Raw genomic sequence first — 25,952 nt, forward strand, 5'->3', positions numbered from 1 at the left:
ACTTTCAGGCATAGATTTATGTACGTACTTTAGACGCGCAAATACAATACAACCATACAATAAGATGAGAGAATATGCTTTTACCAAATGGCTGAAGCCATTGTCTTCCGAAGGGGAAAAAGAGGAAGGAATGATTTACAACGAGCTGATGGGCCTTTTTCATGTACAAGGCGACGAGGTTTTCCGGAAGGGTACCATCGATACCCAGCACACGGTTTCCCTGCTCATGCTAAAAGGAGAACTCAGTCTGCAAATGCCCGAGGGACGCATGGCTATCCAGGCTCCCGCCTACATTGAATTTATCGAACCTCACCAATGGACCGACCTGAAAACCGATGCCCAATTTGAAGGTTGCCTGCTCATTACCCGCCGGGAACTCTTCCTGCAAGCGGCAGAATGTATCCGACCGAGGGTTACACCTTACATTTACCGGTATGTACAAGCGCCCTTCCTTACGCTAAAGGAAGACGACATCACCCGTATCCGTGTCCTGTTCGATATCCTGCGGCACACCCTTGCACAGACAGAAAACAATTTTCAGCATGAAATTCTGGAGAACACGCTCCGTTCCCTGGTACTGGAAATCTGGAACATCATTTTCCGTACCTATAAACAGGAAAGCGAAGAAGAGCCCGTCCTCCCATGGGACGATACGCTTCCTCGCTTTCTTTACCTGATGCATACCCACTGCCGCTTTCATCACACAGTGAGATGGTATGCCGACCAGCTCTGTGTGTCGCCCGACGCCCTGTCGGCCAAACTGAGAAAGGCCTACCACAAATCGGCCAATCAGCTCATCAATGAAAGTCTGATGGAAGAGGCCAAAATCTGCCTCCTCAATCCGGCCTATACCGTACAGGACGTGGCCGAGAAACTCTGTTTCGCCGACCAGGCCGCATTCAGCAAGTTCTTCAAGCGTCACAGCGGCATATCGCCCGGTCGGTTCAAGAAACAATTATAGAAAGGCGCAACCTGCTCCTTACAGGTTGACTTCCGTCACCACCTGTCCGTCGAAGAGGTTGATCACACGGTCGGCAAAACCGGCATCGTGCTGCGAGTGCGTCACCATCACGATGGTAGTGCCTTCCTTGTGCAACTCAGTCAGCAGCTCCATCACTTCCCGTCCGTTCTTGGAATCCAGGTTACCGGTAGGTTCGTCGGCCAGAATCAGTTTCGGGCCCGACACTACCGCACGGGCAATGGCCACACGCTGTTGCTGACCGCCCGACAACTGCTGCGGGAAGTGCTTGGCCCGATGCGTAATCCCCATCCGTTCCATAGCTGCCTCCACCTTCCGCTTACGTTCTGCCGAAGGCACTCCCAGATACAGCAAGGGCAGTTCGATGTTCTCATATACGTTCAGTTCGTCAATCAGGTTGAAGCTTTGAAATACGAAACCAATCACACCCTTACGCAAGGAGGTACGCTGCGATTCGGTATAGCTGCCCACTTCCACCCCGTTCAAGTAATACTTTCCTCCAGTGGGGTTGTCCAGCAATCCCAAAATGTTCAACAAGGTAGATTTTCCGCAACCGGAAGGGCCCATAATGGCCACGAACTCCCCTTCTTTTACTTCGATACTTACATTATTCAATGCCCAAGTTTCCACCTCATCCGTGCGGAACACTTTCTGTAAATTTTCTGTCTTAATCATACACTTAAAATTTTATTGAATCACATTATCATCTCCATTATTGACTATTAATTATCTTGTTTCATACACTCTACCGGATTTACCCGACTCAAGATCCAACCTTGCAGACAGACGATGAGTGCCGAGACACCCCATACCACCACCAACGGCCATACTAAAAGTCCGGCCGAAAGCGGGACACGGTAGGCAAACTGCTCCAGCCAATGCAGCATGAACCACACGCTAACGGGCATGGCCACCACATAGGCTACGAGAGCATAGAGGCAGAACGGCTTGTTAAGCAGCCAAATGATTTGCCCCCGAGTGGCCCCATGTACCTTGCGGATGCTGATTTCACGTATCCGCTGACGGGTAGCATACCAAGCAATGCCAAACAGTCCGAAACCTGTCAGCAACAGACCGATGACGGCATAGAACGTCAGGATATGCGACAAGGAAAGCACTTTCTGATTGCGTGCCATAAACTCCTGATGCATGTCCGTGTATCTGAAAGGCTGGTTGGGATTCATCTCATTCCATACCGTCTCTATCTGACGCAAGGTCGCCTCACGGCTTTCCGGGCGAAGACGAAGTTGCAGATAGGCTCCCTTCTGCAAGTCACTTGCCGACAGCAGTGTGATGACAAGGGGCGTTACGGCTTCTTCCAATGAATTGATGGAAAAATCACGCACCACACCACCTATCACAGCCAAGCTGTCTTGTGTTTCCGTATCGAACTCACGCAAGGCATGTCCCACGACCTCCGTACCCGCAGGCACCAACAGCCGGACAAAGCTTTCGTTCACCAGTACCGGAGAGGCCTGACGCTCCAACAGACGGGAAGGAGATTCTCCACTCAACTGTTCAATGCGTAAGGTGCGCAACAATGTGGAGTCGCCTTCCAAGGTCAGCAGATTGGTACGCACTTCCTTCCCACCGGGACGCTGCACGTTCAACTGACGTATCCAGGCACTGAGTACCGAAGATTTGGAAAGTGTCATGGATTCAATGCCTTTCACCCGTTTCTCCAGTTCCGCCTTGAAAGGAGCCAACGGGGCCCCAAAGGCATCTCCTATCTCAATGCAGCCTTCGTAACGCGAAGCCCGTTGGCGGGTCAGTTCCATCTGGTTGCGGGCTGTCAGCGTAGCCAGCAACAAACCGATGGAAATCACAAACTGCACCGTTACCAGTACCGCCACAAAGCGCTGCTTGCGCCGGCCACTGTAAAGCGTACGGTATTCCGTGAACGACAAGCGTGACAGGCGATAGCTGATGTACCATGCCGGTATTACCGACATCAACAGAATAAACAACAGCAACCACGGCAGCATCTGACTACTGAAGAAGAACGTCATGGTCAACCGCGAACCCAACAAGTCATTAAACAGTGACAAGCAATCGTTCACCAGCAAAATGGACAGCCCGAACGCCAGCACCACCGTCAGGAAAGCATCCCCGAAAAGTTGCAGACGAATATTGCGCAAGGTAGCCCCCATCAATTTCTCCACATGAATCATACGCAGCTGTTGCAGCAAGCGGATCAAACTCATGTTGGTATAGTTGCAGCAGGCAATGACCAGTATCAGCACGGCTGCCAGCAGACTGATGTAGAGAGTCTGCACGGGTGTCTGACTGACAAAGTCGAGTGTCTGCTGAGAAGCATCGTCAGGAGTCGTGAAACAAATGGCATCCAGCGGGTCCAGGTAATATTTCGTCTGACCGGGCATAAATGTAGGCACCTTGTCCGCGTTCAGCTTATCGGCCAAACGAGCGGCATCCGTACCCGGAGTCAACTTCAGCAACGTAGGGCCTCCCCAAAACAAATCCGGATCATTCGCAGTCAGCATGTCAAATTGCAGAAGCGACTGTTCGCGTTCCTTCAGCACCGCCGTCACTTCGTATGTACAGGTACCCCCGTAGGCTAAATGTACCTCCACCTGCTTTCCGATGGCTTGCCTTTCTCCAAAAAGGCTACGGGCACATGCCGTACTCAAGGCCATCTTCCCCGGCTGACGAAGTACCTGCTCCAAGCTGCCTTCCGCCGTACGATAGTCAAAAAAGTGAGTCAAAGTCGTATCCGCCGAAAGTAGCATGAAATCCCTCTCCACCTTCTGTCCATCCACCTTACAATATAGCATATCCAGTTTTCCAAGGCGCAAAAAATCTTCCACCTCCGCATAACTTTCCTTCAATCTCGGAGGAATCTCAGCCGCCGCATACGCCACCCGTTTCCCATCCGTCATCGGGTCATCCTGCTGCAGGAAAAACAGACGGTCACGGTCCGGATTATGCCCTTCCAACCCATGCTCATGCACAAAGTACGTCATCAGCAAGTTGGTACAGGCTAATCCCAATGCCAGACTGGCTACCGAAACAAGGAAAAACACCTTGTTCCGCCACCAGCTTCGCAGAATCATTTTCAGTGTGACATTCAGTATCATTTATTGTCAATTTAATACGTTATTATTCTGTCAGACGGATGCCTTCGATATGGTATCCCCCTTCCACGTGCTCGCCTTCCGAAAAGTCAAACCAACGGGTATCTTTGGGCAGCGGAGCAAAATAGAGCGTGAAATCCATTTCTCCGCTATCGGGCATAAACACTTGCTCATCTATCGTGAAACCTTCACTGCGCAGGAGCGGATAGTTTACACCCTTATCCGACATCAAAAAAGTCGCTTTGTCCAGCCGAATCCAATAGTTTGGAATATACCTTGCATGCACGCGAAGCACCGTAGCCGAGTCAGTCAGTTCCACCTGACGGATGGTCAGCACATCCACTTTCTCTGTTTTCTTCCGCGGATGATGCACCAGTTTGTGACCGTCTTTCCATTCGATACGCATCGGCTGTTTGGGAGCCAACATGCCTTCGACTTTCAACTTCAACAGGCCCTTCCCATATCCACTCCAGCTGTCAATTACCTTTCCTTCCGGAGAAATCAACACAAAATGAGGAATTCCTATGACGCCATAACGGGCATACAATCCGTTGGTTTCCTCCAAATCGTTCCAGTTATTCCAAGTCATGGCATGCGATTTAGAAGCCTCTTCCCATCCCTTCCGGTTCTCAATGCTCAAGCTGACCACCTCCAAGCTGTCCTTGTACCTCTCGCTGATTTCTTTCAGCTCCGGCTGTGACATGATGCAAGGGCCGCATCCCCGGCTCCAGAAATCCAGCAGGACGTATTTTCCGCGAAACTCAGCCAGGCGATGAACCTTGCCTTCCAAATCATACATATCCGCATCGGCCGCTTCCTCGCCCGCCTTGACCACAGTCGGCGGATTCAAGGCCAGATACACACTCTTCCCAATGGACGTTTCTTTCTGTGCGTCATCCAGCAGGTTGTACAACTGCTGCACTTCTTTTTTATACGGATAATCTTTACGGAACTTAACCGACATCCCCATCCGATGCAATTCACCCATCCAGGCTGCATTAATCGGCGATTGTTTCATAATCGCAATATTATGCTGGGCAATCTGATCACTCAACTTCTCTGTCAGCTGTTGCAGACTGTCTGCTTGCGCACGGGCCTGTTCTTTGTTTCCTCCCTGCGCAGCCGACCTCATCAGTGCAAACTCTTGCATGGTCAACCGCTGAAATTCCTCCCATTCCTTATGGGAAGCCTGTATCAGCTGCTGCTGGAATTGCTGCTCCTTGACATCGCTCTCTACTTTCCAGGAGTAAATATAAGGATTCTCTCCTTGTATGAGCAGATGACTGCCAGGATTTACCCATAGTTCAAGCAACATGGGTGGGAATTTCGTATCATCACGTGCCATCAAGCCATAACCTTCCAGCTCGTTTCCGGCGGTAGTCAGTTCAAAACGGAATGTCCCGTTCTGCAGCGTATCGGTAGCTGCCATACTCCCCACGTTACCCTCTTGCTTCATCAAATAGAACACGGTTCCGTCGGGAATATTCTTCAACTGACCTTCCACCACAAATTTCTCTTGTGCCTGTGCCCCCAATGCACCTAAGAGCAGACAGGCTAATACTTGTTTTCTCATGGTTATTTATTCATTTTAGGTTATTATACTATTGTATTACTCCCGCTTAATTTCTTCTGCCGGATTCACCCGGGACACCTGCCAAATACGGAAAGCTACCGTGAGGGCAACCAACAAGGAGACACACAGGAAGAGGCAAAAATAGAAAGCCACCCCATGCCGGAAGAACACCGTGTACAAGGTACTAAACTGCCTCAACAAGAATTCAACCAACACAAATCCCCACACAGCCGTCACCGTCAGTAAAGTCACATAAAGCCGAGCAAACAGCCAAATTATCTGACGCATTCCGGCACCGTTAATCTTTCGGATAGCCATCTCCTTCCGCCGATATTCCGTGTCGATGGTCACGGCTGAATACACGCCCAACAACGAAATCACCAGCACTACTACCGAAAAGAACAATACAATTCCGCGGAGCTTGAACTCAAGCGCCTGTGACTCACGGATGTCGTCCATGAACGTGCTGACCTTCACTTCCACACTTTCCGGCAACGTCTTTTTCAGTATCTTCCTGACCTCCTGAGATACGGTTTCCACCTGCCCCTCCTTACATTTCACATAACAATGCCCACAATAATCGTCGAACCCGCTCAGGAGAAATATAAATCCTTCACTATCATAATACACACTGGACACAAATGTCTGGCACACTCCTTGAATCGTGTAGGCTTCTCCGTCATAATTATAAAGCGGTTTCCCCATGATGTCCTTCCCGAGACGACGAGACAGAGCCTCGTCTATCACCAAATCGGACAACTCACGCGGCGTATATCCCGACCGTATCGGAATGTGCATGAAACGAAAGAAACCGGGAGTTATACGCATCACATTTACATCCACATGACTGTCTCTATTGTCTTTCTCCGTATACATGCCCGTACCAGAAACGCCTCTCAAATAATTGATGTCGGCCAGAAGTACCTCTTCGACTCCCGACAAGTTTTTAAACTGATGTATCAGATCCAGCTTCTGCACAGTGTTCATAAAAGAAAAATCCATCGGAATGCTCAATATCTGCTCTTTCTCCTCCAAACTCAATGTCCCGAACAAGGTACGTCCTGTTTTATCCGACTGTAGATAAAGCGCCGCTGCCAGTGAGATAAAAACCCAACAGATGAACAACTGCACTCCCAACCACAGATTCCGCAGCCGTCTCTTTCCTCCCCGGTGTACACCGCCCGATACCCCCGCATGCACCTGCGTGCGACGTACCTTCCACACGACTATTCCACACACCCAAGCACATACTCCCAACAGGCCAGCCAGATACTCAAAGCTCTGTACCATCAGTAGAGAAGTATCAAACTGCAAAGACAAACCGGCCATTTCCAGCCTCAACCAAGGAGCCATCACCTCGATGCAGACACCGGTCAACAGACCGGCCAGCAAAACCAACAAGGCAGACTGTGTGAACAGTTGGACAAAAAGACTGCCTCCAGACGCTCCCGCCATTCGCCGGATACTGAATTCACGCATACGAGTAAGAAAAGACCCCACGAGCAAATGAAAGAAATTAAGCAAGGCCACCAGCAAAATCAATACCCCGGCTACCATCGTAGTCCATACCATCGTACGAAGCAGTCCCCCATTCCAGCCCCTATCTCCCATCGGATGAGCTTCCACCGCAAAGCTTGTATCATGCATCCGATGCGTCTGTTTGCTGCGATAAAACCACTCATTGAGTTGCTCCGGAGTAAAACCTTTACGCAGCAACGCATACGTAAAGGAACTGATAATGGCATAACGGGCATCATTCTGGATGATTCCTTCCGAATCGTTGAGGGAAAACATATCCAGATGCTCCATAAAAGCAATACTGTTGTTCTCTGGAATATCCTCAATCACTGCCTGAATAGTATAAACCGTTCCCCCGGTACGTGGAGTAGAATCCGGCGAAGTGTACAACCGGCGCATCAGTACCAGCTGTTTTCCTACCGCCTGACGAATATCCCCATATACCCGGCGTGCCATGCTCTCACTCACGACCAATGAATTTGGCATCATCTTAGCTACCTCAGCCGAACCGCACAAAATTTGAGGAGTCAGTACCTGAAAGAAGGAAGAATCCGTCTCTGCCACGGCGAAGGAATAAGGTAACTGCTTCCCGTCGGGCATCTCCACGTTGAAAGGCCGTTCTATCGGTGAATAATCCACCACACATAATGCCTCAATCCCATCCGGCTTTTGAAGACGCAGTTCCTCGGCCAATGTCGCAGGAGTACAATTCAACACTTTCCCTTCTTTCATGTCACGAATATTGAGTTCGGCAATCCGTTCATAGTTTGCAAAACAATGATTCATGCTGAAAGCATAACGGACCACGTAGAGACAGATACTGAAACACAGCAAGGCCACCCCTACTCCGACCAACGCAATCAGATGCTGTGTCTTGTATTTCCACAAATTACGGAAAGCTACTTTCAAATAATGTGCAATCATCATAAGTTCATTCTTTTATTATTCACTTTTCATTACTTCACTCGGATTGATGCGGGAAGCCTTGTGCACCTGCCAGAGCAACGTAGCCACGGAAATCACCGCCACTATCAGGAAGGCTGTCAGGAACAGACCTACCGTCACCGGAGCCTTCACCACCAAATCGGCGGTATAGTAGTGAATGGCCAGCCAAGCCAACGGTACTGCCACCACGGCTGCCAGCAACAGCATCCCCACATAACGACGGAGCAACAGCACATACAGGTCTTTCAGCATGGCACCGTTCACCTTGCGGATGGCAATCTCGCGGTAACGCTGGCGGATATCGAACAGGGAAATGCCGAACAACCCCAGACAGGAAATGACGATGGCGATAAAGGCAAACGAAGTGTAAAGCACTGCCAGCCGACGGTCTGCCGCATACATCTGTTTCACCTGATTGGAAAACAACGTATATTCAAACTCTTCGGTACCATACACCTCACGTTCCACTTTTTTCAAGTAATCTATCACCGCAGCCAGACGTCCCGGACGGAATGACAACGTATAAAGATCACCGGAAAAACTATTTCGCACCACAAATACCATCGGATGTACCCCCGCACTGATATGTCCATCATAGTAATCGTCGATGACCGCCACAATAGGATGCGCTTCAGGGTTTTGAGCCCTCATCTTGTCATCTTCATACATCAATGTAGCTCCTTGACAGGAATCATACCCCAACGCCTTCAGTGCCGCACGGTTCACCACATAATACTCCTCGTCCCCATCTTCTTCCTCCTTCATTGCGGGAAGCGCTCCCTCTACAAAACGCAATTCATAAAGCCGGAAGAAAGAAGGAGTGGCATACCACATATACAAAAAAGCCGTACGCCCGTTATTTCCTATAAACTTCATTCCAAAATCACTGGAGGTCAGTGCAGATTGATCCGCTACCCAATACTCAACATCAGGGCAAGCTTTCATCTTGTCATCAAGCTGTTTCACTCGCTGCATGCGTGCCTGTATGTCTTCCGGACTCCGATAAGAAGAGAAATCCTTCGACTCGTGGGCCAGATGCGCCACTAAAATATTCTCCGTACGATACCCCGGGTCTGTATGCAGCAAAGTATCAAGCTGACGGTTAAAATAAAATGCCAGAACCACCAGTATCAAGGTAAGTACATACTGCAACACCAGCAGTCCCATTCTCGCCCGTACCGACTGCCCGGCCGTACTCACCAAACGGATGCCGACGGAAGGCAAGATACGCGTGAAACGGAAATACGGATAAAGCGAGGCTACCAGCGGCAGGAATACAAGTAACGCCAAGGACAAATACACATCGAAAGCTGTATAGGGGAAATCAAACCCGAAAAAGCGGGACACAGGTACCCGGGTCAGTTCAATGCATACCCACGCAAGCAACACCGCCAAAGCGGAAAGCAGAAAATTCTCGGCAAAAATCTGTGCAAAGACAGCTCCTCTTCCTGCTCCAAACACCCGGCGTATACCATATTCGTGCGTGCGTTTGAGCATAAAAATCATGTAAAGGTTGATGAAGTTCAGCAACCCGGTAACCAGCAGCAACGCACAAATACCCATGAATATCTGCAACTGCCCCCAATCTCCCCATACATAAATAGATGCTTTATCCCTTATTTCCAACTTGGAAAAGTAACATTCTTTCAAAGGTACGAAACGAAAGGTGTACACCCGTGTATCCGACGGATAGTGCGGATTTAGGCTGCGTGGATGTTTCCCTACTTGATTAAGCTTATTCATATCTGCTCCGGGCACAAAACGATACAAATCCAACGGCATCTTCTCCCACCTATTGGAAGAAGTATTTGCCAGAAGCAAATCGAAATTCAGCCAGGTCTTGTTGGTAGGAGAGCCAATCACTCCTTTCACCACATATTCTTGTCCGTTGGAATAAGCGATTGTCTTTCCGACAGGGTTGTCCGACCCAAAAACCTCCCGTGCATACGATTGGGTCAGTACCACCGAAGAAGGATCAGTCAGATTCTTTTCTCCCTGTATCAACGGATAAGAGAACAGTTGAAAAAACGTACTGTCCGTAGCAAGGGCATCGCAACGGTAACGGTGTCCCTCACTGACCAGAAAATCATTCTCCAACGGAACAAAACTACATTTCGTTTCTATCAGTTCTGGAGCAATCAGTACACTGTCATTCCGATAAGCTGCATAAGAGCCCCAATATACCCCTCCCGACACATTCACTTGCACGGCATATACATTTTCCCGGTCCACACAATGGGTATCGACCGTCAGTTCCCGATGAATGTATCGGAGCAAAATAATACAGCAGGCCAGACTGAAAGCCAGTCCCAACAGATTAATCAGAGTGTACGTCCGTGCACGGAGCAGGAAACGTAAGGCATAGCGTAGTGTGTTCATATTGTTTTCTTTTCTTAATTTCTATATCTATACATTATATCATTCACTCTTTATCACCTCTGCCGGATTCTCCTTCGCCGTTTTCCAAATGCGATGCCCGATACAAGCCGTCACACAAAGGGCAACACCGACAAAAATCAGCAGAAATGGAAGGAATCCGATTTCCACCTGACGGTTATAATGCTCTATCCAACGTCTCATCACCCACCAGGCAGCAGGGAAGGCAATCAGCGAAGAAACGACCAACAGCAAAGCATATTCCCTGAAAAACAGCATAAGGATATTCCTCACCGTAGCTCCGTTTACCTTGCGGATAGCTATCTCCTTACGGCGCCGCTCGCAAGCTAATGTCACCAGCGAGTAGATACCAAATATCGAAATGAAGATACACACCAGCGAAGAGAACCCAAGCAATGACGACAAGGCATCTTCCGACTTCAGATAATCGTTGTAACATTCTTCTTCACTATAGAGAAAGAGCTTACGGTCGGGCAGCTCGGCACGCTGCATCTCTTCAATGCGACGGCGACATTCGTCCCACGTACCCGGACGGTATTTAAAAAGGACAAAACAGCGGGCATGCATCCACTCCACCCGGTCGGTGTTGACAAACATCGTGCAGGGAAGTTTCTCAGTAGGCGATTTATAAGCACAGTCTTTCACCACCCCGATAACGGTCATCGGCTCTATCTTGCGATCAACAAAAAACAGCTGCTTGCCTACAGCTTCTTCAGGAGTCCAACCCATCCGGCGGGCCGTACTTTCCAGAAGGTTCACCTGCCGATAATCCGACTTTTCCGACACCCATTCGCCTGCCAACAGCTGCATACCGTAAAAACGGAAGAAGTCTTCACCTGCCAACACTTCATCAAAAGACAAAGGCTCCTTCAAACGGCCTTCCATACCTGTTCCTCCATCTATCAAGGACGATGAATAAGCTCCCATACCCAACAACGGCCAGTAAACCGGGCGTATCACTTCCGTCACCATCGGCAAAGCCTTGATTTTCTCGGCCCATACGTTCATGTCCACATTCATCCAAATGCTGACGGCTGCCCGTCCGCGATAGTCCATGCCTGTATCCACATTCCGCAAATGGTGCAGTTGCAGCTGCATGGCCACCGCACAGAAGATGAAAGCCATACAGACCGTCAGCTGGAGAATGACACTTCCTTTCCGCCAAGCGATACCCGAAAGCGCATTACCCGTATGCATATTTCCATGCAATGACCGCTTCTGAAACAGCCATACCCACAGCACCACGATGGCCATCATGACGACCGATACCGACAGGATGTAGAACAAGATTAAACGGTAGATTGAAAAGTCAGCATCCTGAATCAGCGCATACCGGAGGAAGACCGGCATCAGCAACTCTACCAATACCATCCCCACAACCAAGGCCGCCAGAATTGTCAACAGGAAATCAGTACAAAGCAGGATAACCAACGAACGCATTCCTGCCCCACAAACCTGCCGCAACACCATTTCTCTTCGGCGCGTATGGAAACGGTCGATATAAATCGTCAGGTAATTGATAAAGGCACAAACGATAATAAGTCCGCCCACCACAGCAAACCAGGTGATATAACGGAACTGCACCGTCTGGTTGTTTTTAAGGATGAAACCTTCCGTGGCACGAAGACCCGTCAGCGGTTCCAGGTAGAAACGTGTCAATCCTGTGTTTTGATACCTGCTTTTAGTCAGTTCTTCGGGAAAGTGGGCATTCATCTTCTCCAGCAATCGGGAGACATCCGTACCTGGCTTCACTTTGACAAGTGTCCGGTAAGTATAATCGTCCCAGCCTGTCCGTCCGCTTCCGTTACCCAGAAAAGCGTAGGGGAAATTAGTGTGCGCTCCCCAGTCACTTACTACAGCGCCAATGGTATATTCCTTGTTCCAGTTGGCATTGGTCACGGTCTGGCCAATCACATCCGTAGTGCCAAACAGCTGTTTTGCGGTCTTCTCCGTAATGGCAATACGGCTATCTGTGGAACCGGCACGAAGAAAACTTTCATCCCCCTCCAAGGTACGGAAGTCCAGCATCCGCAAGGCGGTAGTATCGGGCAGAAGCATGGGCAACTCCAGCATCCGGTTGTCTTTCAACACAAAAAAAGTTTCTGTCTCAAACAAACAGTAATCTTCAATTTCCGAGTAATGTTCCTTCAGGTAACGTCCCAAGGCATAAGGCGTAAAGCTCGCGGAAGACCCCCCGAAACTATCGTCATTCACTCCAACCAGATACAGACGGTCTGCATCACGATGAAACGTATCGTACGTCATCTCATAATGTATCCAGAAGGCAGAAAGGGCAAAGCATGCCAAGCCCACGGCCAGTCCTAAAATACTGACCACACTCTGCATACGGTATTTCAGCAAATTACGCCAGGCTATTTTCAGGTAATGTAACCACATAGTCTTTCTATTTATTCAGATTCTTGAACTTAAATTTAATGATGAACGGCATATCCCTGCAAGCTTTCTCATATCTGGATATATAATCCGTAAAAACACTTTTACCGGAAAAAGAAAAGGGATATACTATTCCATAAAAACAGGTACCATCATTTCCAATCACCGAAACGGGCGTTTCATTTCTTCTATATCCATAGTAAGTTTTCCCGGTAACTTTATCTATCAATATAAAATAATTCCTAAGTGCCGGACCAAGAGCGCCTACAAATAACCACTCTTCCGTTTCTGAGGCCGAAACCAGACACTTTACGTATGGTTGAGGATCTATCCTTAAATATTCTTCATTATTTGTCATATCAGTGCCTTCCGGTATATTCCATTTCCCAAAATCGAAGGAATATCTTGTCTTTATCGAATCTCCTTCAATCTTACTGATTTCATAACGAGGTTCATAATCTGACAAAACATTCAAACATCCGTTCGGGTCCTGATAGAATTTCTGACAAGCTAAAGGATATCCACTGCGTTTCTTTATAGGATACATATTTTCTCCATCCTTTACGTATATACTATTCTTGCTGTAAGACCAGAAAAAATACTTTCCTTCACCATTATCTGCAAACTTGCAGAAACTTATGGCTATCCTTTTAAGAGGAATCCTGTCAAGGTAATTACCGTTTGCCGCATCAAATACCACAATGGCAGAATCAGACAATATCAATATATTTTTGCCGTCATGACTGAATATGACATCCTGTATTTCAAAATACCCCTGCTTGCTGGTACTTGATGCCTTAATCTCATATAATAATTCTCCACCCACATCAAAAACGGATATTGTATTACGGATTCTGTCATAACCCAATATTGACTTGCCTGAAACTATACATTTCTCGAAATGATTGGATGAACCATTTAAAGGCGCATCCAGAGGTATAGCCTCTACAATGTCTATACGGTTATCCCAGTCGAAAGCAGGGCTCTCACGCAAGTCAACATGTATTTTACCGTCATCTTCTACAGTACATCCACACATTGCCATTAAGACATATAGGATATATAAAAATTTGTATCTCATGATAATCTCAATTATTTTAGAATTATAAAACAATTTTCTTATTCACTCTTTACCACCTCTGCCGGATTCTCCTTTGCTACCCGCCAGATACGCCAGCTGATGCAGAGGGCTATCATCAGCGCCATGCAAAGGAAAATGACCATATAAAGCCACCACGACAAAGGAATCTGTTCTACATAATTTTCCAGCCATCGTTTCATCAGTATGTAACCCACAGGAAAAGCAATTGCAGAAGCAATGCCCAACAGCCACAGATATTCGCGTGCAAAGAGTCCTAAAATATCTTTTACCCGTGCCCCATTTATCTTACGGATAGCCATCTCCTTGCGACGGCGTTCACAGTTCAAGGTAACCATCGAGAAAATCCCGAAAGCAGACATCAGAATGCAGACCGTGGAAACAAAAGCAAGCAAACGCATCAGCAGATTTTCAGACTTAAGATAAGTATCATATTCATCCATCACATTTACCAGGTTATATTTCACTTCGGGATAGTCGCTGGCAAAAAGGCTGTCTACCCGATGACGAAGTTCAGGCCAACTTCCTTCGTGATATTTTATCAGAATGTGATTTCCGTTCATCCAGCCAGATCTATTCACATAAAGTGTAGGCTGTACTGGAATGGTAGGGGCTGTAATATGAAAATCACGCACTACCCCGACTACAGTAGCCTTCTCCTTCTGACTATAAGTTATGACCATCCCCACAGGATGGGTTACCCCCATAGCCCGGACAGCCGATTCATTCAGCATTACCTGATTGTCTCCACCATCCTGCCGAATAAATTGACCTGTTGCCAGCTGAATATCATAGAACGCTGCCAACGTATCGTCCATACAAGCCATACGTATATCCTGCATTTTCCAGTCAGATGGCTTTCCATCCCAATCCATGGTGACAGTTCCCCGCGCTCCTTCGGGCAGAAGTCCCCAATAGCCGATAAGCACCTGACGGACAAAAGGCATCTGGCGCACATGCCCTACGATTTCATCCTTTGAGGTGTCAGGATAGACAAAGGTGAAGGCCGCAAGATTATGACGCTCCCAGCCCAAATCAGTCTGTCGCAAATAATTCAATTGTTTCATCAATACCACTGTGGTGAAAATGGCCAGCAGACTGATGAAAAGCTGTATTCCTACCATCACCTTCATTTGCCGTCCCGACTTTCTGCGTTCCGGACGCAAGGAAGAATATCGGAAAACAAAAGGCAACAACAGCATCAGCGAAAGCAGCAGCACAATCAGGAAGTACAGCAGTGAACCTCCGTACACATTGCCTTCCACTCCCGAAAGCTGCTGGAATAAAGGATGCAGCAACTCCACCAGTACGAAACCGAAAAAACCTGACAACAGAATAAGCAACGAGTACTCGGTAGTGAGCATGGCAAACAGTCCCCTGCCGGAAGACCCGCATGCGCGTCGCAACGCCAGTTCACGACGACGGATTTCCATTCGCGAAAGGAAAAGGGCAAGATGATTGAACAACGAACAGAGAATAACCAGCCCTCCAGCTGCCGCAAATAGTCTCAGATAGAAAAAGCTAACGAGACGATCTTTGTTGAACGAGGCTTGACGGACTTCGGAAAGAGGCATCAGGCGGAGTCGGCTAATCATTTTGCTATTCAAATCATCCACTTTCCCGGCATAGGCACGAAACTTCTTTTCCATCGACTGAGGAGAAACACCCGGAGCAAGACGGACCACCACCTCAAATCCTCCGTTGTCCCATGCATCCTGCCATCTACGGAAATAACTTCCTTCATGAATAAAATCAAACGAAAAGTTACTGTGAGACAAATCACTTACCACGGCACAAACGGTAGATTCCTTATCATTACAGGTTACGGTACGGCCCAGCACTTCCGTTGTACCAAACAGCTTCCGGGCCATCCGTTCTGTCAGGGCAACCTTTTCATCGGAATAAAAGAAATCATAAGTACCCGTCAGCACACGAACACCAAACATATCCATAAAACAGGAATCCAACATCATACCAACGGCCTCCAAAGCAGGCTGATCTTCCAATCTCAACTCAGCTGGCGAATAGCGGGTAAAGGCACAAGCCGCCTCTATTTCGGGAAATTCTTTCTTCAACAGCGTGGAGACAGGATAAGGCACGTGCGGTGATATACCTCCAGCCTCTATGGAAGTTTCAGTATAAATCAGGAACATGCGGTTGGCTGCGTCGTAACGGCTGTCGAAAGAAGATTCGTAACGCATCCAAAGACTGGCAAATGCGAAACATGCAAACCCCACCGCCAGACCTATGACATTGACCACGGTCTGCATACGGTATTTCAGCAAGTTACGCCAGGCTATTTTCAGGTAATGTGCAATCATATCTTTTCACTCATTCGTATCAATAATTATAAAATCAGGTATTTTTAATACCGCATTATATCGCCTTCAATTTCCAATCAAAAATTGAATCGATTTCAGAAAACTTCTCCTTATTCTCCACCTTCATGAGAAAGACAGATTCCCAAAGCAATAGTTATGTGTTTTATTTTCCCTTTCATAAATCAATAATTATATTCTACTATAGGATACTCCGGAGAGTCATTGTTTCCAATATTCACTATTAATTTCCCAACTTTCTGTAATTCTTCACTTTAATCGTTTTCAGTACTTCCCTGTCAGTACTTCAGTACTTCCCTGTCAATACTTCAGTACTCCCTTGAAAGTACTCCAGTACTTCTTAGGCAGTACTCCGGTACTTCCGGGGAAGTACTGGAAGCAGGTGGAAGCATCTGGTTCATTCACTTAAACACCAGCTCTTCCGCGTCGCCAAAGTTATCATATCCTGTGGTAATCACCCAATCGCCGGGCTGCAAACCTTCGGTGATTTCGTATTGCAGGGGGTTCTGGCGCCCGATGACCACCGGAACCTTTCTCGCCTGGGTCTTGTCGGCATTGAGTTTGTAAATCCACTGACCGCCGGTCTGCGAATAGAAATTACCGCGTGGAATCACCAAAGCTTGTTCCGGTTGTCCTAACTCAATCTGTACCCGAAAGCTTTTTCCCAGACGGACGTTCTCGGGCATTTCTCCCGTAAAGACCAAGTCCACATCAAAGGTGCGGTCTTTCACCTCCGGCACCACCTTACTCACTTTCAAGGCATAACGTTTTCCCTGGTAAGTCACAGACGCCGGCAAGCCTACCGTTACCCTATCCACATAGTATTCGCTCAGGGAAGCATGCACCTTGAACTGCGACATGACCTTCACTTCCGCCAGATTCTCTCCGGCTGCCACCTGCTGCCCTAATGTGACCTTCACAAAACTAAGCTGCCCATCCGACGGCGCACGTACCACCAGCTCTTCCATCCGCTCCAAGGAACGCTCCAGCTTCTTCTGTTCCCGTTCCCGGTCGTTGCGCAACAGTTCCCTGCGGATGACCGTCATGGCCGAATCGCTCTGCAGGCTCTGCATCTTCAGCTGGGTGGAGGCCGTCTTGTAACGGAACTCATCTTCCGACACCTCCAGCTGCGCCTTGCTACGGATGCCCATGCGGTATTCTTCCTGCTCTAAGGCAAAGCTTTTCCGTATCTTGTTCAGCTCGTAAGCAGCCTCCAGTGTCTGCTGTTTCAGGGTCAGACTTTTCTGTTCCATCTCAAGGGATTTCTCCTGATAAGAGATGCGCTGCTTTTCCCATTCATCCCGCTGGTCGTCTATCTCACGCAACAGGTTGGGATTGGTCAAGATCAAAATAGTGTCTCCCTGCTGCAGCAAACTGCCCTCCTCGGCCACGATACGCTCTACATTACCCGACTCGCGGGCATTGACCATCAAGGTCAGGATGGGATGCACCACTCCTTCCACGTCCACGTATTCACGGAAAGGAGCCTGCTTCACCTCGGCCAGTTGCACGGAGTCTGCCTCAATGCGTAAGCGCTGCGGACCGGAGGCCAGTATAATCACATAAATCAGTCCGGCCAACAGAAGTACGCCGCCTGCCAGATAAAAACGATAGCGCACGTACCAGGGTTTCTTTTTCAATTGTATATCCATAATCGGTTTGTGTTATATTTCAGGTAAAGTTTCAGTCAGCGGACAATTCCGGTAAAAATCATATTGCGTCAGGCTGCGAAGTCCGTAATACAGCATCCAATAGGTTTTCAGGGCCTCGATATAATTGCGCCGGGAGGTGTCTTTCTCGGTGGTGGCCGCATTCAAATCGAGCACCGACGATTTGCCCATCAGGTAAAGACGGAGGGCCACTTCATACCTCCGACGGGCTGTTTCATCGGTACGGGAAGCGACTTCCACCTGCCGCGCCTGAAGATTGAACTGCCGCACCATCTGCCGCACGTTCAGTTCAAAGTCGTTCATGCCCTGCTCCACCTGCGTCTTGACCAGTTCAATGTTCGATTTGGCCACACGTACCTTTCCTTTTCCTCTTCCCCAGTCCAATATCGGAATCACTACCGACAGGCTCACGTATTGCTGGTCGAGGGGATTATGATAGGAATCCCGAAGCCGGTCGGCCGTCTGCGAAAGCCCGAACTGGAGATACAAATCTGCCTTCAATCCCCGACTCGCACGGGCGGAAGCCAACTGGCTGCGACTTTCCAACTGCCTCCGCCGGTAGGTCTCGATTTCCGGACTGTGCAGATGAGCCTGTTCCAGTGCCTTGTCCAAAGGCACTTCAAAAGCCGGCACACTGTCGTGTGGAATCACCTCTATCTCTTCTTCCTCCCGGATACCCAAGAAAGAACGGAAGGTAAGCATCGCGTCTTCCACACTGATACGGGCTTTCATCAGGTTGGTCTCCTCGGTCAACTTGTTCACCTCCAGCTGCAACATCTCGTTCTCCGTAATGTTGCCGATGCGATACCGTCCGCGGGCATAGCGATACAAGGTATCGGCAGACGCATAGTTGGCACGGGCAATCTCCATATCGGACTGGGCTGCGGCTAACGCGAAAAACAGTTCACAGGTTTTCGAAGCAATCAGCTCCAGCGTCTCGGCATAGGTTTTCTTGGCTTCCTGAAAACGGACCGGTTCAATGCGGCGGTTCCACTTCAAGGAATTATAGCCAAAGAGCGACTGCTGGTAACCTATCGTGAAGGGCTGGGTGTTATAGGCCGTACTTTTCTCACCCAGTTCATCCATGCGCTGGGCAGCCGTCTGCATGAAAAAGTTACCTCCTGTAAACCACACGTTCTGGCTGACGGAAAGCGTCAGGTCGGTAGCCAACTGGTTCTGGCGGAGAAACAATTCCGTACCATCGGGCTGGGTTACCTTGTTAATCTGCCGGTTCAGATAAGGAGATGCCGACAAACTCACTTCAGGCAGATAGTCTGCCCGAAACGAACGGTAACTCCAGTACGCCGCCCGATAAGTATGCCGGGCAGCTTCGGCCTCCGGAGAACTGGCCTGTGCCATCCGGATGGCCTCTTGCAGTGTCAGCTTCTCGCCCCACACGGTTTGTCCACAGAAAAGCAGACAAGCCATAAGTAATCCTATTTTGTGTTCCATCTTCATACGCATAGTGATCTGCTTTTTTAGTTCCAAAAACCGTGCCATACAGATAACACATTGGTTATAAGAGAAATAGCAAAATTCGACAACTTAAATCTGAGTGCGCATTCGCACAAAAAGCGTGCGAAAGTGCACATACAGCACAAGCAAAAAAGCATTATCTTTGCGAAAGACACCTTGATATTGTATGGAAGAAAAAGGAAAAATACTCATCATTGACGACAACGAAGACGTGCTCTTCGCGTTAAACCTGCTCTTGGAGCCTTATATGGAACAGATACGGGTCACCACGCAACCCTCCCGGATTACCCATTTCATGACGACTTTCCACCCCGACGTGATTCTGCTCGACATGAATTTCCAGCGGGATGCCATCAGCGGGCAGGAAGGACTGGATTACCTGAAACAGATTCTTCACCTCGACCCGCAGGCGGTAGTGGTATTCATGACGGCGTATGCGGATACCGATAAGGCGGTACAGGCCATCAAAGCCGGAGCTACCGACTTTATTTCCAAGCCGTGGGAGAAAGAGAAATTGCTGGCCACCTTGTCGTCTGCGGTAAAGCTGAGCCGTTCCCGTCAGGAAGTCGGACGGTTGCAGAATGAAGTGCAGGCGTTGAAAGGAGACGACACGCTTCCGGAACTGATTGGCGACTCTCCGGCCATGCAAAAAGTGAAAGAAACCATCTACAAGCTCTCCGATACGGATGCCAACCTGCTGATACTGGGAGAAAACGGTACGGGAAAAGACTTGGCGGCACGCATGCTGCGCTTCTTCTCACCCCGACGGGAGCAGGTGTTCATTCCCATCGACTTGGGAAGCATCCCGGAACAGTTGTTCGAAAGTGAATTGTTCGGGTACGAAAAGGGTGCTTTCACGGATGCCCGGAAAGCGAAACCGGGCAGAATGGAAACGGCTTCGGGAGGTACGTTATTTCTGGATGAAATCGGGAACCTGTCCCTGCCCATGCAGGCCAAGCTACTGACGGCCATTGAAAAGCAGTGCATCACCCGCTTGGGGGCAGTGAGTCCGATACACATCGATGTCCGCTTGATTTGTGCCACCAACGCCAACCTGCATCAGCTGGTGGCGGAAGGGAAATTCCGACAAGACTTGCTCTACCGCATCAATACCGTGGAACTGCATATTCCTCCCCTCCGGGAACGCGGAGAAGACATCCTGTTGCTGGCCATGCATTTCTTAAGTCAGTACAACCGGAAATACCGCAAGGAAATCAAGGGACTGACGCGTGAGGCGAAAAACAAACTCTTGAAATATGAATGGCCGGGCAATGTGCGCGAATTGCAGCACACCGTGGAACGGGCCGTCATCTTGAGTGAAAACGGACTTCTGAAGCCGGATGACTTCCTGTTTCCGCAGGGAAATTCGCCTCGTCCGCAAGTGCTGGCAGAAGAACTGAATCTGGAGAAACTGGAAAAGAATGCGATTGAACGGGCCTTGAAAATAAGTGCAGGAAACATGAGCAAGGCCGCCGAACTGTTGGGAATTACGCGTTTTGCATTGTATCGGAAACTGGAAAAATGGGGCTTATGAAAACGTATGGATACCACCTCATATTGCACATTGCGGGCTTAGTCCTCTGCATCACCGCAGGCGTACTGGCCATTCAGCATGCACTTTTGTTCTGTAGCATTATCTGTGGACTGTTGCTGGTGGGCATCTGCTATCACTTATACCGCATCCAGATGCGTCAGACCGAAACCATGGGTCGCCTCGTGGAATGTATGAAGCAGAATGACCTGGGGCAACGGATCTGTGCGCCTTTTGCCGATTCACAGATGCAGAAACTGGCCGACGACCTTTCGCTGGCGCTGAAGAATCTCCGCACCCGCATAGTGGACGAGGAGGTAAAGCACCAATACTATGAAATGCTGTTGAACAAGGTGGATACAGCCGTCCTTGTAGCCGACCGGGACAACCGGATAGAATGGATGAACAAGGCGGCCCGCGAACTGTGGGGACATTGTGCCCTTTTGCCGGAAGAAGTCAGTACCGCCATCCAGGAAAACCGGCAGGTAGCCCACCTGCAAAAGGGAAATGCCACTTTCGACCTCTCCCTATCCGTCACACACATCCAGCTGCAAGGACGGACCTGCCGGTTGATCAGCCTGAAAAACATTCACGGGGCCTTGGAATACAAAGAAATGGAAGCTTGGCAGAAACTGATACGGGTGCTGACGCATGAAATCATGAATTCCATCACTCCGATTATTTCCTTGGCAGATACCTTGAACGAGCGGAGTCAGGAACACCCCGACGATGCCCGTACACGCACCTATGTGCAGCAAGGATTACAAGTCATCTACCGCCGGGGAAAAGGATTGCTGGAGTTTGTGGAGAACTACCGGAAGCTAACCCGCATTTCTGCCCCCGTCAAGGTGGAAATTCCCCTGGAACAATTCTTTACCGATTTGCAACGCCTTTATCCGGAACCGGAATTTCATTTTGAATACCCGTCTTCTCCCCTTAAATGGCTGGCCGACCGCACACAGATGGAACAGGTGTTCATCAACCTGCTGAAGAACGCCCGCGAGGCTTGTGCCCATCGGACGCATCCAGATATCCGTGTCCGTGTGGAAGCTCATGCGCAGGAGCTGGTCTTCGAAATCCGTGACAACGGGGAAGGCATGCTGCCGGAGGTGACAGAGCGTATCTTTGTTCCTTTCTTTACCACCAAAAGCAACGGTTCGGGCATCGGACTCACCCTCTGCAAACAGATTGTCAGCCTGCATGGAGGACAAATCAGTGTACAAAGCACAGCGGGGAAAGGAAGCTGTTTCCGCCTCTCTTTCCCCGCCATATAATCAAATTCCTCAAAGACTTATTTCATGACCCATTGCAGGCAGACCGGCTTATCGGTGTGGATGGTCTTCCCTGTATCCTGCAAGAGACCGGTTTCTGCATCACGGGCAAATACCTGAATCTCGTTGGTATCGCGACAAGCTACCAGCAAATACTTGCCATTGGGTGTAATCGTGAAGTTACGGGGGTGAATACCCGTCAGCTGATAACCCACCTTCGTCAAGGTTCCGTCGGCAGGAGACACTTTGAAAATGGCCACTCCATCCGCCTTCAGACGGTTGGAAGCATACAGGAACTTTCCGTCAGGTGAAAGATGGATATCGGCACTTCCCTTCGCGCCTACCGTATCTGCCTTGATGACCTGCTGCTGCGTCAAGGTCTTTCCATCGTATGAAAATACCACGACCTCTCCCGAAAGCTCTGTCAACAGATAGGCATGTTTCCCTTGCTTATCGAAACAAGTGTGACGCGGACCGGAACCTGGTGCCAGTTCAATGTCGAAAGCGGCAGCCTCATCCAACAAATCAGTTCCCTGCGTACCGGAAGACTGTTTCACCGGAAACGCGTGGATACGGTCGGTGCCTAAGTCATTCGCTAAAAGAAGTTTGCCGTCGGGCGTGAAATACACGCAATGCAAGTGAGGCTGGTCCTGACGTTCTTTGTCGGCTCCTTTTCCTTGAAAAGCAATGACATGTCCCTCCCCTAAACTTCCATTCGCCAAACGGGGAAAGACGGTGATATTGGCTCCCATGTAATTGGCCGTCAACACAAACTTTCCATCCGGACTCACCGTAATATAACACGGTGAAGCTCCTCCCGTCGACTGACTATTCATCAGCGACAGACTGGCGGTCAGGGTATCCAATGCCAAAGCATTGGCTGTAAAGCCCTTCTCGGTTTCTCCCACGGCATACACGTGTGTACCGTCCTGATCTGGTACCAGATAAGAAGGATTCTCAATACCCGACAAGGCACTGGCCTGTACGGCATCGCCTGTCTCCTGATTGAAACGATATACCTTCACCCCTTCCTGGTTGGCTTTCGCATAACTGCCCACCAGCATCAGCAACGTATCTGCCTCATGGGTTACACTGGTTTTCTGCTCACTCTTTCCGGTGCAGGCTCCCATCAGGATACCGCCCACACACAATGACATTAAAATCTGTTTCATCTTAGATTTACGGTTATTTTAATAAAGAATTCAAATACTGTCCCTTCTTCTGCGTCAGCTTGCCATAACATACCGCATGTTTCGGACAATGGTGGTAACAAGCCTGACACATCGCACAACGGCTGCCCCATTGTGGCTGCCCTTCTACCATACGGATATTCTCCAGCGGACAACTCTTGGCACAGAGTCCGCAACTGATGCATTCTTCCGATGCATAAAACTTTTTCGGACGGATCATGAAACGGTTGAACATCGGACGCACCACATACGTTTTCAGCCAAGGCACACTTCCTTCATGGCAATCAAATCCCTCTTCCCGTCGGGCAATCCGTCGGCTGACATCCTCCACCCTGCTGGGAGCTAACTTCAGTTTACGAGCCGCCAGTTCCGGTTCGTCCACATCAAAGCCCGACATACAAACGTATGTGTTGGGCATTATCACCGAAAAGCCAGCCTTGCAACGCCAGCCCCGTCGAGCTGCAGCACGTGCAAACACTTGTGCCGTCTTTCCTGTATCATCGCCACAAGTACAGACAAAATACAAATAATCGGGTACACCTTTCCATTCAAGCCGTGCCAACGCTTCCAGTACCACTGGAGGAGGTCCCCATGAATAGACTGGGAATACAAACCCCAGCCTGCCATCGGAAGGCTGCGGGAAGTCCGGTTTCCCATTCAGCAAATCCGTCAGTTTATATACAGAGTCCTGTAAAAGCTGTCCCAATTGCCGGGCCACCCATTCTGAGTTACCCGTTCCAGAAAAATAGAAAATCATACCCATTTCAATTATTCCACATTTCCTATACAAATAAAGCGAAGAACCTTGACACAGAGATATCCAAGATTCCTCGCTTTAAAAAAAGAAGAAGCCGTACCCGAGGCGTGACGAAACTCCGAATGACAGGTTTTGAGTGCCCCCCTTCCTTTGTAATCCACCGGCATAAATGCTACCCGAAGGCGTGGCCCGCCATTGGAAGAAGACGCGTGTCTCGGTATTTCTTATAATTTGATGAGTTTCCCGATTCTGCAAGTACGGCTTCAATTTTGTATGACAAATATACGACAATAATTTGAATCTACAAAAAGAATGCATAAAAAAAGGATGCCATTTTATGTGGCATCCTTTATACGTTGTCTCCGTTTCCGGGGAAGCATCAAGCAGCTTTAGCCTTAGCAACTACAGCCTTGAAAGCTTCCGGGTGGTTCATAGCTAAGTCAGCCAAAACCTTACGGTTGATTTCAATACCTGCTTTGTGCAATGCACCCATCAACTTAGAGTAAGACATACCTTCCAGACGAGCAGCTGCGTTGATACGCTGAATCCACAATGCACGGAAGTTGCGTTTTTTGTTCTTACGGTCGCGGTATGCATAAGTCAGACCTTTTTCCCAAGTATTCTTAGCAACGGTCCAAACGTTCTTTCTTGCACCAAAGTAACCTCTGGTTAAACCTAAAATTTTCTTTCTTTTTGCTCTTGAAGCAACGTGATTTACTGATCTTGGCATAGTTTTTTAATTCTTTTTTGAATGATAGCGCCGATATTTCACAACCGGACTTGAGGCTAATGCATTCGGTTAATAATTTAAATGATACGTGTACGCTCTCGTAAAGATTAACGCATGCACAAAAGTTCCTTTACTTGGTTCAAGTTAGCATTGTCTACTAAGCCCATGTGGCAAAGGTTTCTTTTCTGCTTTTTAGTCTTCTTAGTCAAAATGTGACTGTGAAAAGCGTGCTTTCTTTTGATTTTACCTGTTCCGGTAAGAGTGAATCTTTTTTTAGAACCGGAGTTAGTCTTGATCTTTGGCATCTTGTTAAATTTTTAATTATTATTATTCAACGTGGCAACGCACTATACCGGCGCGTTACGCACTTTTTTTCATTCTTTCGGTTCAACCGGTTTGGCAGCCTCAGGTTTAGCAGCTTCAGGTTTGGCTGCTTTCTTTGGAGCTCCCGGCTTTTTCGGAGACAACGATATCGTCATTCTCTTTCCTTCGAGCAACGGCATCTGCTCTACTTTTGCATAGTCTTCCAAGTCGTTGGCAAAACGGAGCAACAGCACCTCGCCTTGTTCCTTGAACAGAATGGAACGTCCTTTAAAGAACACGTATGCCTTCACCTTGTCTCCATCCTGCAAGAAGCCGATGGCATGTTTCAGTTTGAAGTTATAATCATGTTCATCGGTCTGAGGTCCGAAACGGATTTCCTTCACGTTCACCTTCACCTGTTTTGCTTTCTGTTCCTTTGCACGTTTTTTCAACTGGTAAAGGAACTTAGAATAATCTATAATTCTACAAACTGGAGGAACGGCATTAGGTGAAATCTCAACCAAGTCGGCTTCATGTTGTTCCGCAAGTTTCAGCGCTTGCGCAATCGGATATACAGCCGATTCAATGTTATCTCCCACAATACGTACTTCTTTGGCACGAATCTGTTCATTGATTCGATGTTGCCCTTTTAACGTGTCATTTTTCATTAAAAATAGTGTCTTCCTTG

General features: G+C 48.6%; 18 protein-coding genes. 3 read left to right on the top strand and 15 right to left on the bottom strand.

Annotated features, from left to right (window positions below; translation table 11 throughout):
* Nucleotides 1-64: 64 nt before the first annotated feature.
* Nucleotides 65-961, top strand: coding sequence for a helix-turn-helix domain-containing protein (locus H6A28_RS10185; protein ID WP_204480138.1), 897 nt, complete (start codon nucleotides 65-67; stop codon nucleotides 959-961).
* An 18-nt stretch (nucleotides 962-979) separates the two neighbouring features.
* On the opposite strand, the gene H6A28_RS10190 is transcribed toward H6A28_RS10185, so the two are convergent.
* From H6A28_RS10190 to H6A28_RS10235, 10 genes are all read right to left on the bottom strand, one after another.
* Nucleotides 980-1,654 carry an ABC transporter ATP-binding protein gene (locus tag H6A28_RS10190; RefSeq protein ID WP_148328041.1) on the bottom strand — a complete coding sequence of 225 codons (675 nt, stop codon included), beginning with the start codon at nucleotides 1,652-1,654 and terminating at the stop codon, nucleotides 980-982.
* 47 nt (nucleotides 1,655-1,701) lie between these two features.
* The gene (locus H6A28_RS10195) at nucleotides 1,702-4,074 is read right to left on the bottom strand and encodes an ABC transporter permease (protein ID WP_204480140.1); all 2,373 of its coding nucleotides are present in this window, start codon (nucleotides 4,072-4,074) and stop codon (nucleotides 1,702-1,704) included.
* A gap of 22 nt (nucleotides 4,075-4,096) precedes the next feature.
* Nucleotides 4,097-5,644, bottom strand: coding sequence for a TlpA disulfide reductase family protein (locus H6A28_RS10200; RefSeq protein ID WP_204480142.1), 1,548 nt, complete (start codon nucleotides 5,642-5,644; stop codon nucleotides 4,097-4,099).
* Nucleotides 5,645-5,680: 36 nt separating this feature from the next.
* Complete coding sequence (locus H6A28_RS10205) at nucleotides 5,681-8,089, bottom strand: ABC transporter permease (protein WP_204475389.1); 2,409 nt, start codon at nucleotides 8,087-8,089, stop codon at nucleotides 5,681-5,683.
* A gap of 15 nt (nucleotides 8,090-8,104) precedes the next feature.
* Complete coding sequence (locus H6A28_RS10210; protein WP_204480144.1) at nucleotides 8,105-10,486, bottom strand: ABC transporter permease; 2,382 nt, start codon at nucleotides 10,484-10,486, stop codon at nucleotides 8,105-8,107.
* Between the two features lie 39 nt (nucleotides 10,487-10,525).
* Nucleotides 10,526-12,901 (bottom strand): ABC transporter permease, encoded by a 2,376-nt coding sequence (locus H6A28_RS10215; protein ID WP_204480146.1) that lies wholly within the window; start codon nucleotides 12,899-12,901, stop codon nucleotides 10,526-10,528.
* 7 nt (nucleotides 12,902-12,908) lie between these two features.
* Complete coding sequence (locus H6A28_RS10220) at nucleotides 12,909-13,979, bottom strand: 6-bladed beta-propeller (RefSeq protein WP_204480148.1); 1,071 nt, start codon at nucleotides 13,977-13,979, stop codon at nucleotides 12,909-12,911.
* Nucleotides 13,980-14,017: 38 nt separating this feature from the next.
* A complete protein-coding gene (locus H6A28_RS10225) occupies nucleotides 14,018-16,318 on the bottom strand; it encodes an ABC transporter permease (protein ID WP_204480149.1) in 2,301 nt (766 codons plus the stop codon).
* A 419-nt stretch (nucleotides 16,319-16,737) separates the two neighbouring features.
* Complete coding sequence (locus H6A28_RS10230) at nucleotides 16,738-17,988, bottom strand: efflux RND transporter periplasmic adaptor subunit (protein ID WP_204480150.1); 1,251 nt, start codon at nucleotides 17,986-17,988, stop codon at nucleotides 16,738-16,740.
* A gap of 12 nt (nucleotides 17,989-18,000) precedes the next feature.
* Nucleotides 18,001-19,434: a TolC family protein gene (locus H6A28_RS10235; protein WP_239465331.1), complete on the bottom strand. Its 1,434-nt coding sequence runs from the start codon at nucleotides 19,432-19,434 to the stop codon at nucleotides 18,001-18,003.
* Between the two features lie 214 nt (nucleotides 19,435-19,648).
* Here H6A28_RS10235 and H6A28_RS10240 point away from each other — a divergent pair, with 214 nt between their 5' ends.
* Complete coding sequence (locus tag H6A28_RS10240; RefSeq protein ID WP_204480152.1) at nucleotides 19,649-21,016, top strand: sigma-54-dependent transcriptional regulator; 1,368 nt, start codon at nucleotides 19,649-19,651, stop codon at nucleotides 21,014-21,016.
* Nucleotides 21,013-22,287 (top strand): sensor histidine kinase, encoded by a 1,275-nt coding sequence (locus tag H6A28_RS10245; protein WP_204480153.1) that lies wholly within the window; start codon nucleotides 21,013-21,015, stop codon nucleotides 22,285-22,287. Before H6A28_RS10240 ends, H6A28_RS10245 begins: the two co-directional genes overlap by 4 nt.
* Before the next feature lie 17 nt (nucleotides 22,288-22,304).
* Here H6A28_RS10245 and H6A28_RS10250 read toward each other — a convergent pair whose 3' ends face one another.
* The 5 genes from H6A28_RS10250 to infC form a co-directional block, all read right to left on the bottom strand.
* A complete protein-coding gene (locus H6A28_RS10250; protein ID WP_204480154.1) occupies nucleotides 22,305-23,456 on the bottom strand; it encodes a lactonase family protein in 1,152 nt (383 codons plus the stop codon).
* Between the two features lie 13 nt (nucleotides 23,457-23,469).
* The gene (locus H6A28_RS10255) at nucleotides 23,470-24,231 is read right to left on the bottom strand and encodes an EFR1 family ferrodoxin (RefSeq protein ID WP_204480156.1); all 762 of its coding nucleotides are present in this window, start codon (nucleotides 24,229-24,231) and stop codon (nucleotides 23,470-23,472) included.
* 379 nt (nucleotides 24,232-24,610) lie between these two features.
* Nucleotides 24,611-24,961 (bottom strand): 50S ribosomal protein L20, encoded by a 351-nt coding sequence (rplT, locus tag H6A28_RS10260; RefSeq protein WP_072542913.1) that lies wholly within the window; start codon nucleotides 24,959-24,961, stop codon nucleotides 24,611-24,613.
* Nucleotides 24,962-25,068: 107 nt separating this feature from the next.
* A complete protein-coding gene (gene rpmI, locus H6A28_RS10265) occupies nucleotides 25,069-25,266 on the bottom strand; it encodes a 50S ribosomal protein L35 (RefSeq protein ID WP_204475378.1) in 198 nt (65 codons plus the stop codon).
* A 69-nt stretch (nucleotides 25,267-25,335) separates the two neighbouring features.
* Complete coding sequence (infC, locus tag H6A28_RS10270) at nucleotides 25,336-25,932, bottom strand: translation initiation factor IF-3 (protein WP_204475377.1); 597 nt, start codon at nucleotides 25,930-25,932, stop codon at nucleotides 25,336-25,338.
* Nucleotides 25,933-25,952: the final 20 nt, after the last annotated feature.

Source organism: Bacteroides mediterraneensis, assembly GCF_016900355.1.
Classification (GTDB): Bacteria; Bacteroidota; Bacteroidia; order Bacteroidales; family Bacteroidaceae; genus Phocaeicola.

Bases quoted from the DNA above. Each gene is read 5' to 3' on its own strand.
- H6A28_RS10230 (WP_204480150.1), bottom strand. From the start codon at position 17,988: ATGGATATACAATTGAAAAAGAAACCCTGGTACGTGCGCTATCGTTTT.
- H6A28_RS10195 (WP_204480140.1), bottom strand. From the start codon at position 4,074: ATGATACTGAATGTCACACTGAAAATGATTCTGCGAAGCTGGTGGCGG.
- rpmI (WP_204475378.1), bottom strand. From the start codon at position 25,266: ATGCCAAAGATCAAGACTAACTCCGGTTCTAAAAAAAGATTCACTCTT.
- H6A28_RS10205 (WP_204475389.1), bottom strand. From the start codon at position 8,089: ATGATGATTGCACATTATTTGAAAGTAGCTTTCCGTAATTTGTGGAAA.
- H6A28_RS10185 (WP_204480138.1), top strand. From the start codon at position 65: ATGAGAGAATATGCTTTTACCAAATGGCTGAAGCCATTGTCTTCCGAA.
- rplT (WP_072542913.1), bottom strand. From the start codon at position 24,961: ATGCCAAGATCAGTAAATCACGTTGCTTCAAGAGCAAAAAGAAAGAAA.
- H6A28_RS10210 (WP_204480144.1), bottom strand. From the start codon at position 10,486: ATGAACACACTACGCTATGCCTTACGTTTCCTGCTCCGTGCACGGACG.
- H6A28_RS10225 (WP_204480149.1), bottom strand. From the start codon at position 16,318: ATGATTGCACATTACCTGAAAATAGCCTGGCGTAACTTGCTGAAATAC.
- H6A28_RS10220 (WP_204480148.1), bottom strand. From the start codon at position 13,979: ATGAGATACAAATTTTTATATATCCTATATGTCTTAATGGCAATGTGT.
- H6A28_RS10190 (WP_148328041.1), bottom strand. From the start codon at position 1,654: ATGATTAAGACAGAAAATTTACAGAAAGTGTTCCGCACGGATGAGGTG.
- H6A28_RS10240 (WP_204480152.1), top strand. From the start codon at position 19,649: ATGGAAGAAAAAGGAAAAATACTCATCATTGACGACAACGAAGACGTG.
- H6A28_RS10245 (WP_204480153.1), top strand. From the start codon at position 21,013: ATGAAAACGTATGGATACCACCTCATATTGCACATTGCGGGCTTAGTC.
- H6A28_RS10255 (WP_204480156.1), bottom strand. From the start codon at position 24,231: ATGATTTTCTATTTTTCTGGAACGGGTAACTCAGAATGGGTGGCCCGG.
- infC (WP_204475377.1), bottom strand. From the start codon at position 25,932: ATGAAAAATGACACGTTAAAAGGGCAACATCGAATCAATGAACAGATT.
- H6A28_RS10250 (WP_204480154.1), bottom strand. From the start codon at position 23,456: ATGAAACAGATTTTAATGTCATTGTGTGTGGGCGGTATCCTGATGGGA.
- H6A28_RS10235 (WP_239465331.1), bottom strand. From the start codon at position 19,434: ATGGCTTGTCTGCTTTTCTGTGGACAAACCGTGTGGGGCGAGAAGCTG.
- H6A28_RS10200 (WP_204480142.1), bottom strand. From the start codon at position 5,644: ATGAGAAAACAAGTATTAGCCTGTCTGCTCTTAGGTGCATTGGGGGCA.
- H6A28_RS10215 (WP_204480146.1), bottom strand. From the start codon at position 12,901: ATGTGGTTACATTACCTGAAAATAGCCTGGCGTAATTTGCTGAAATAC.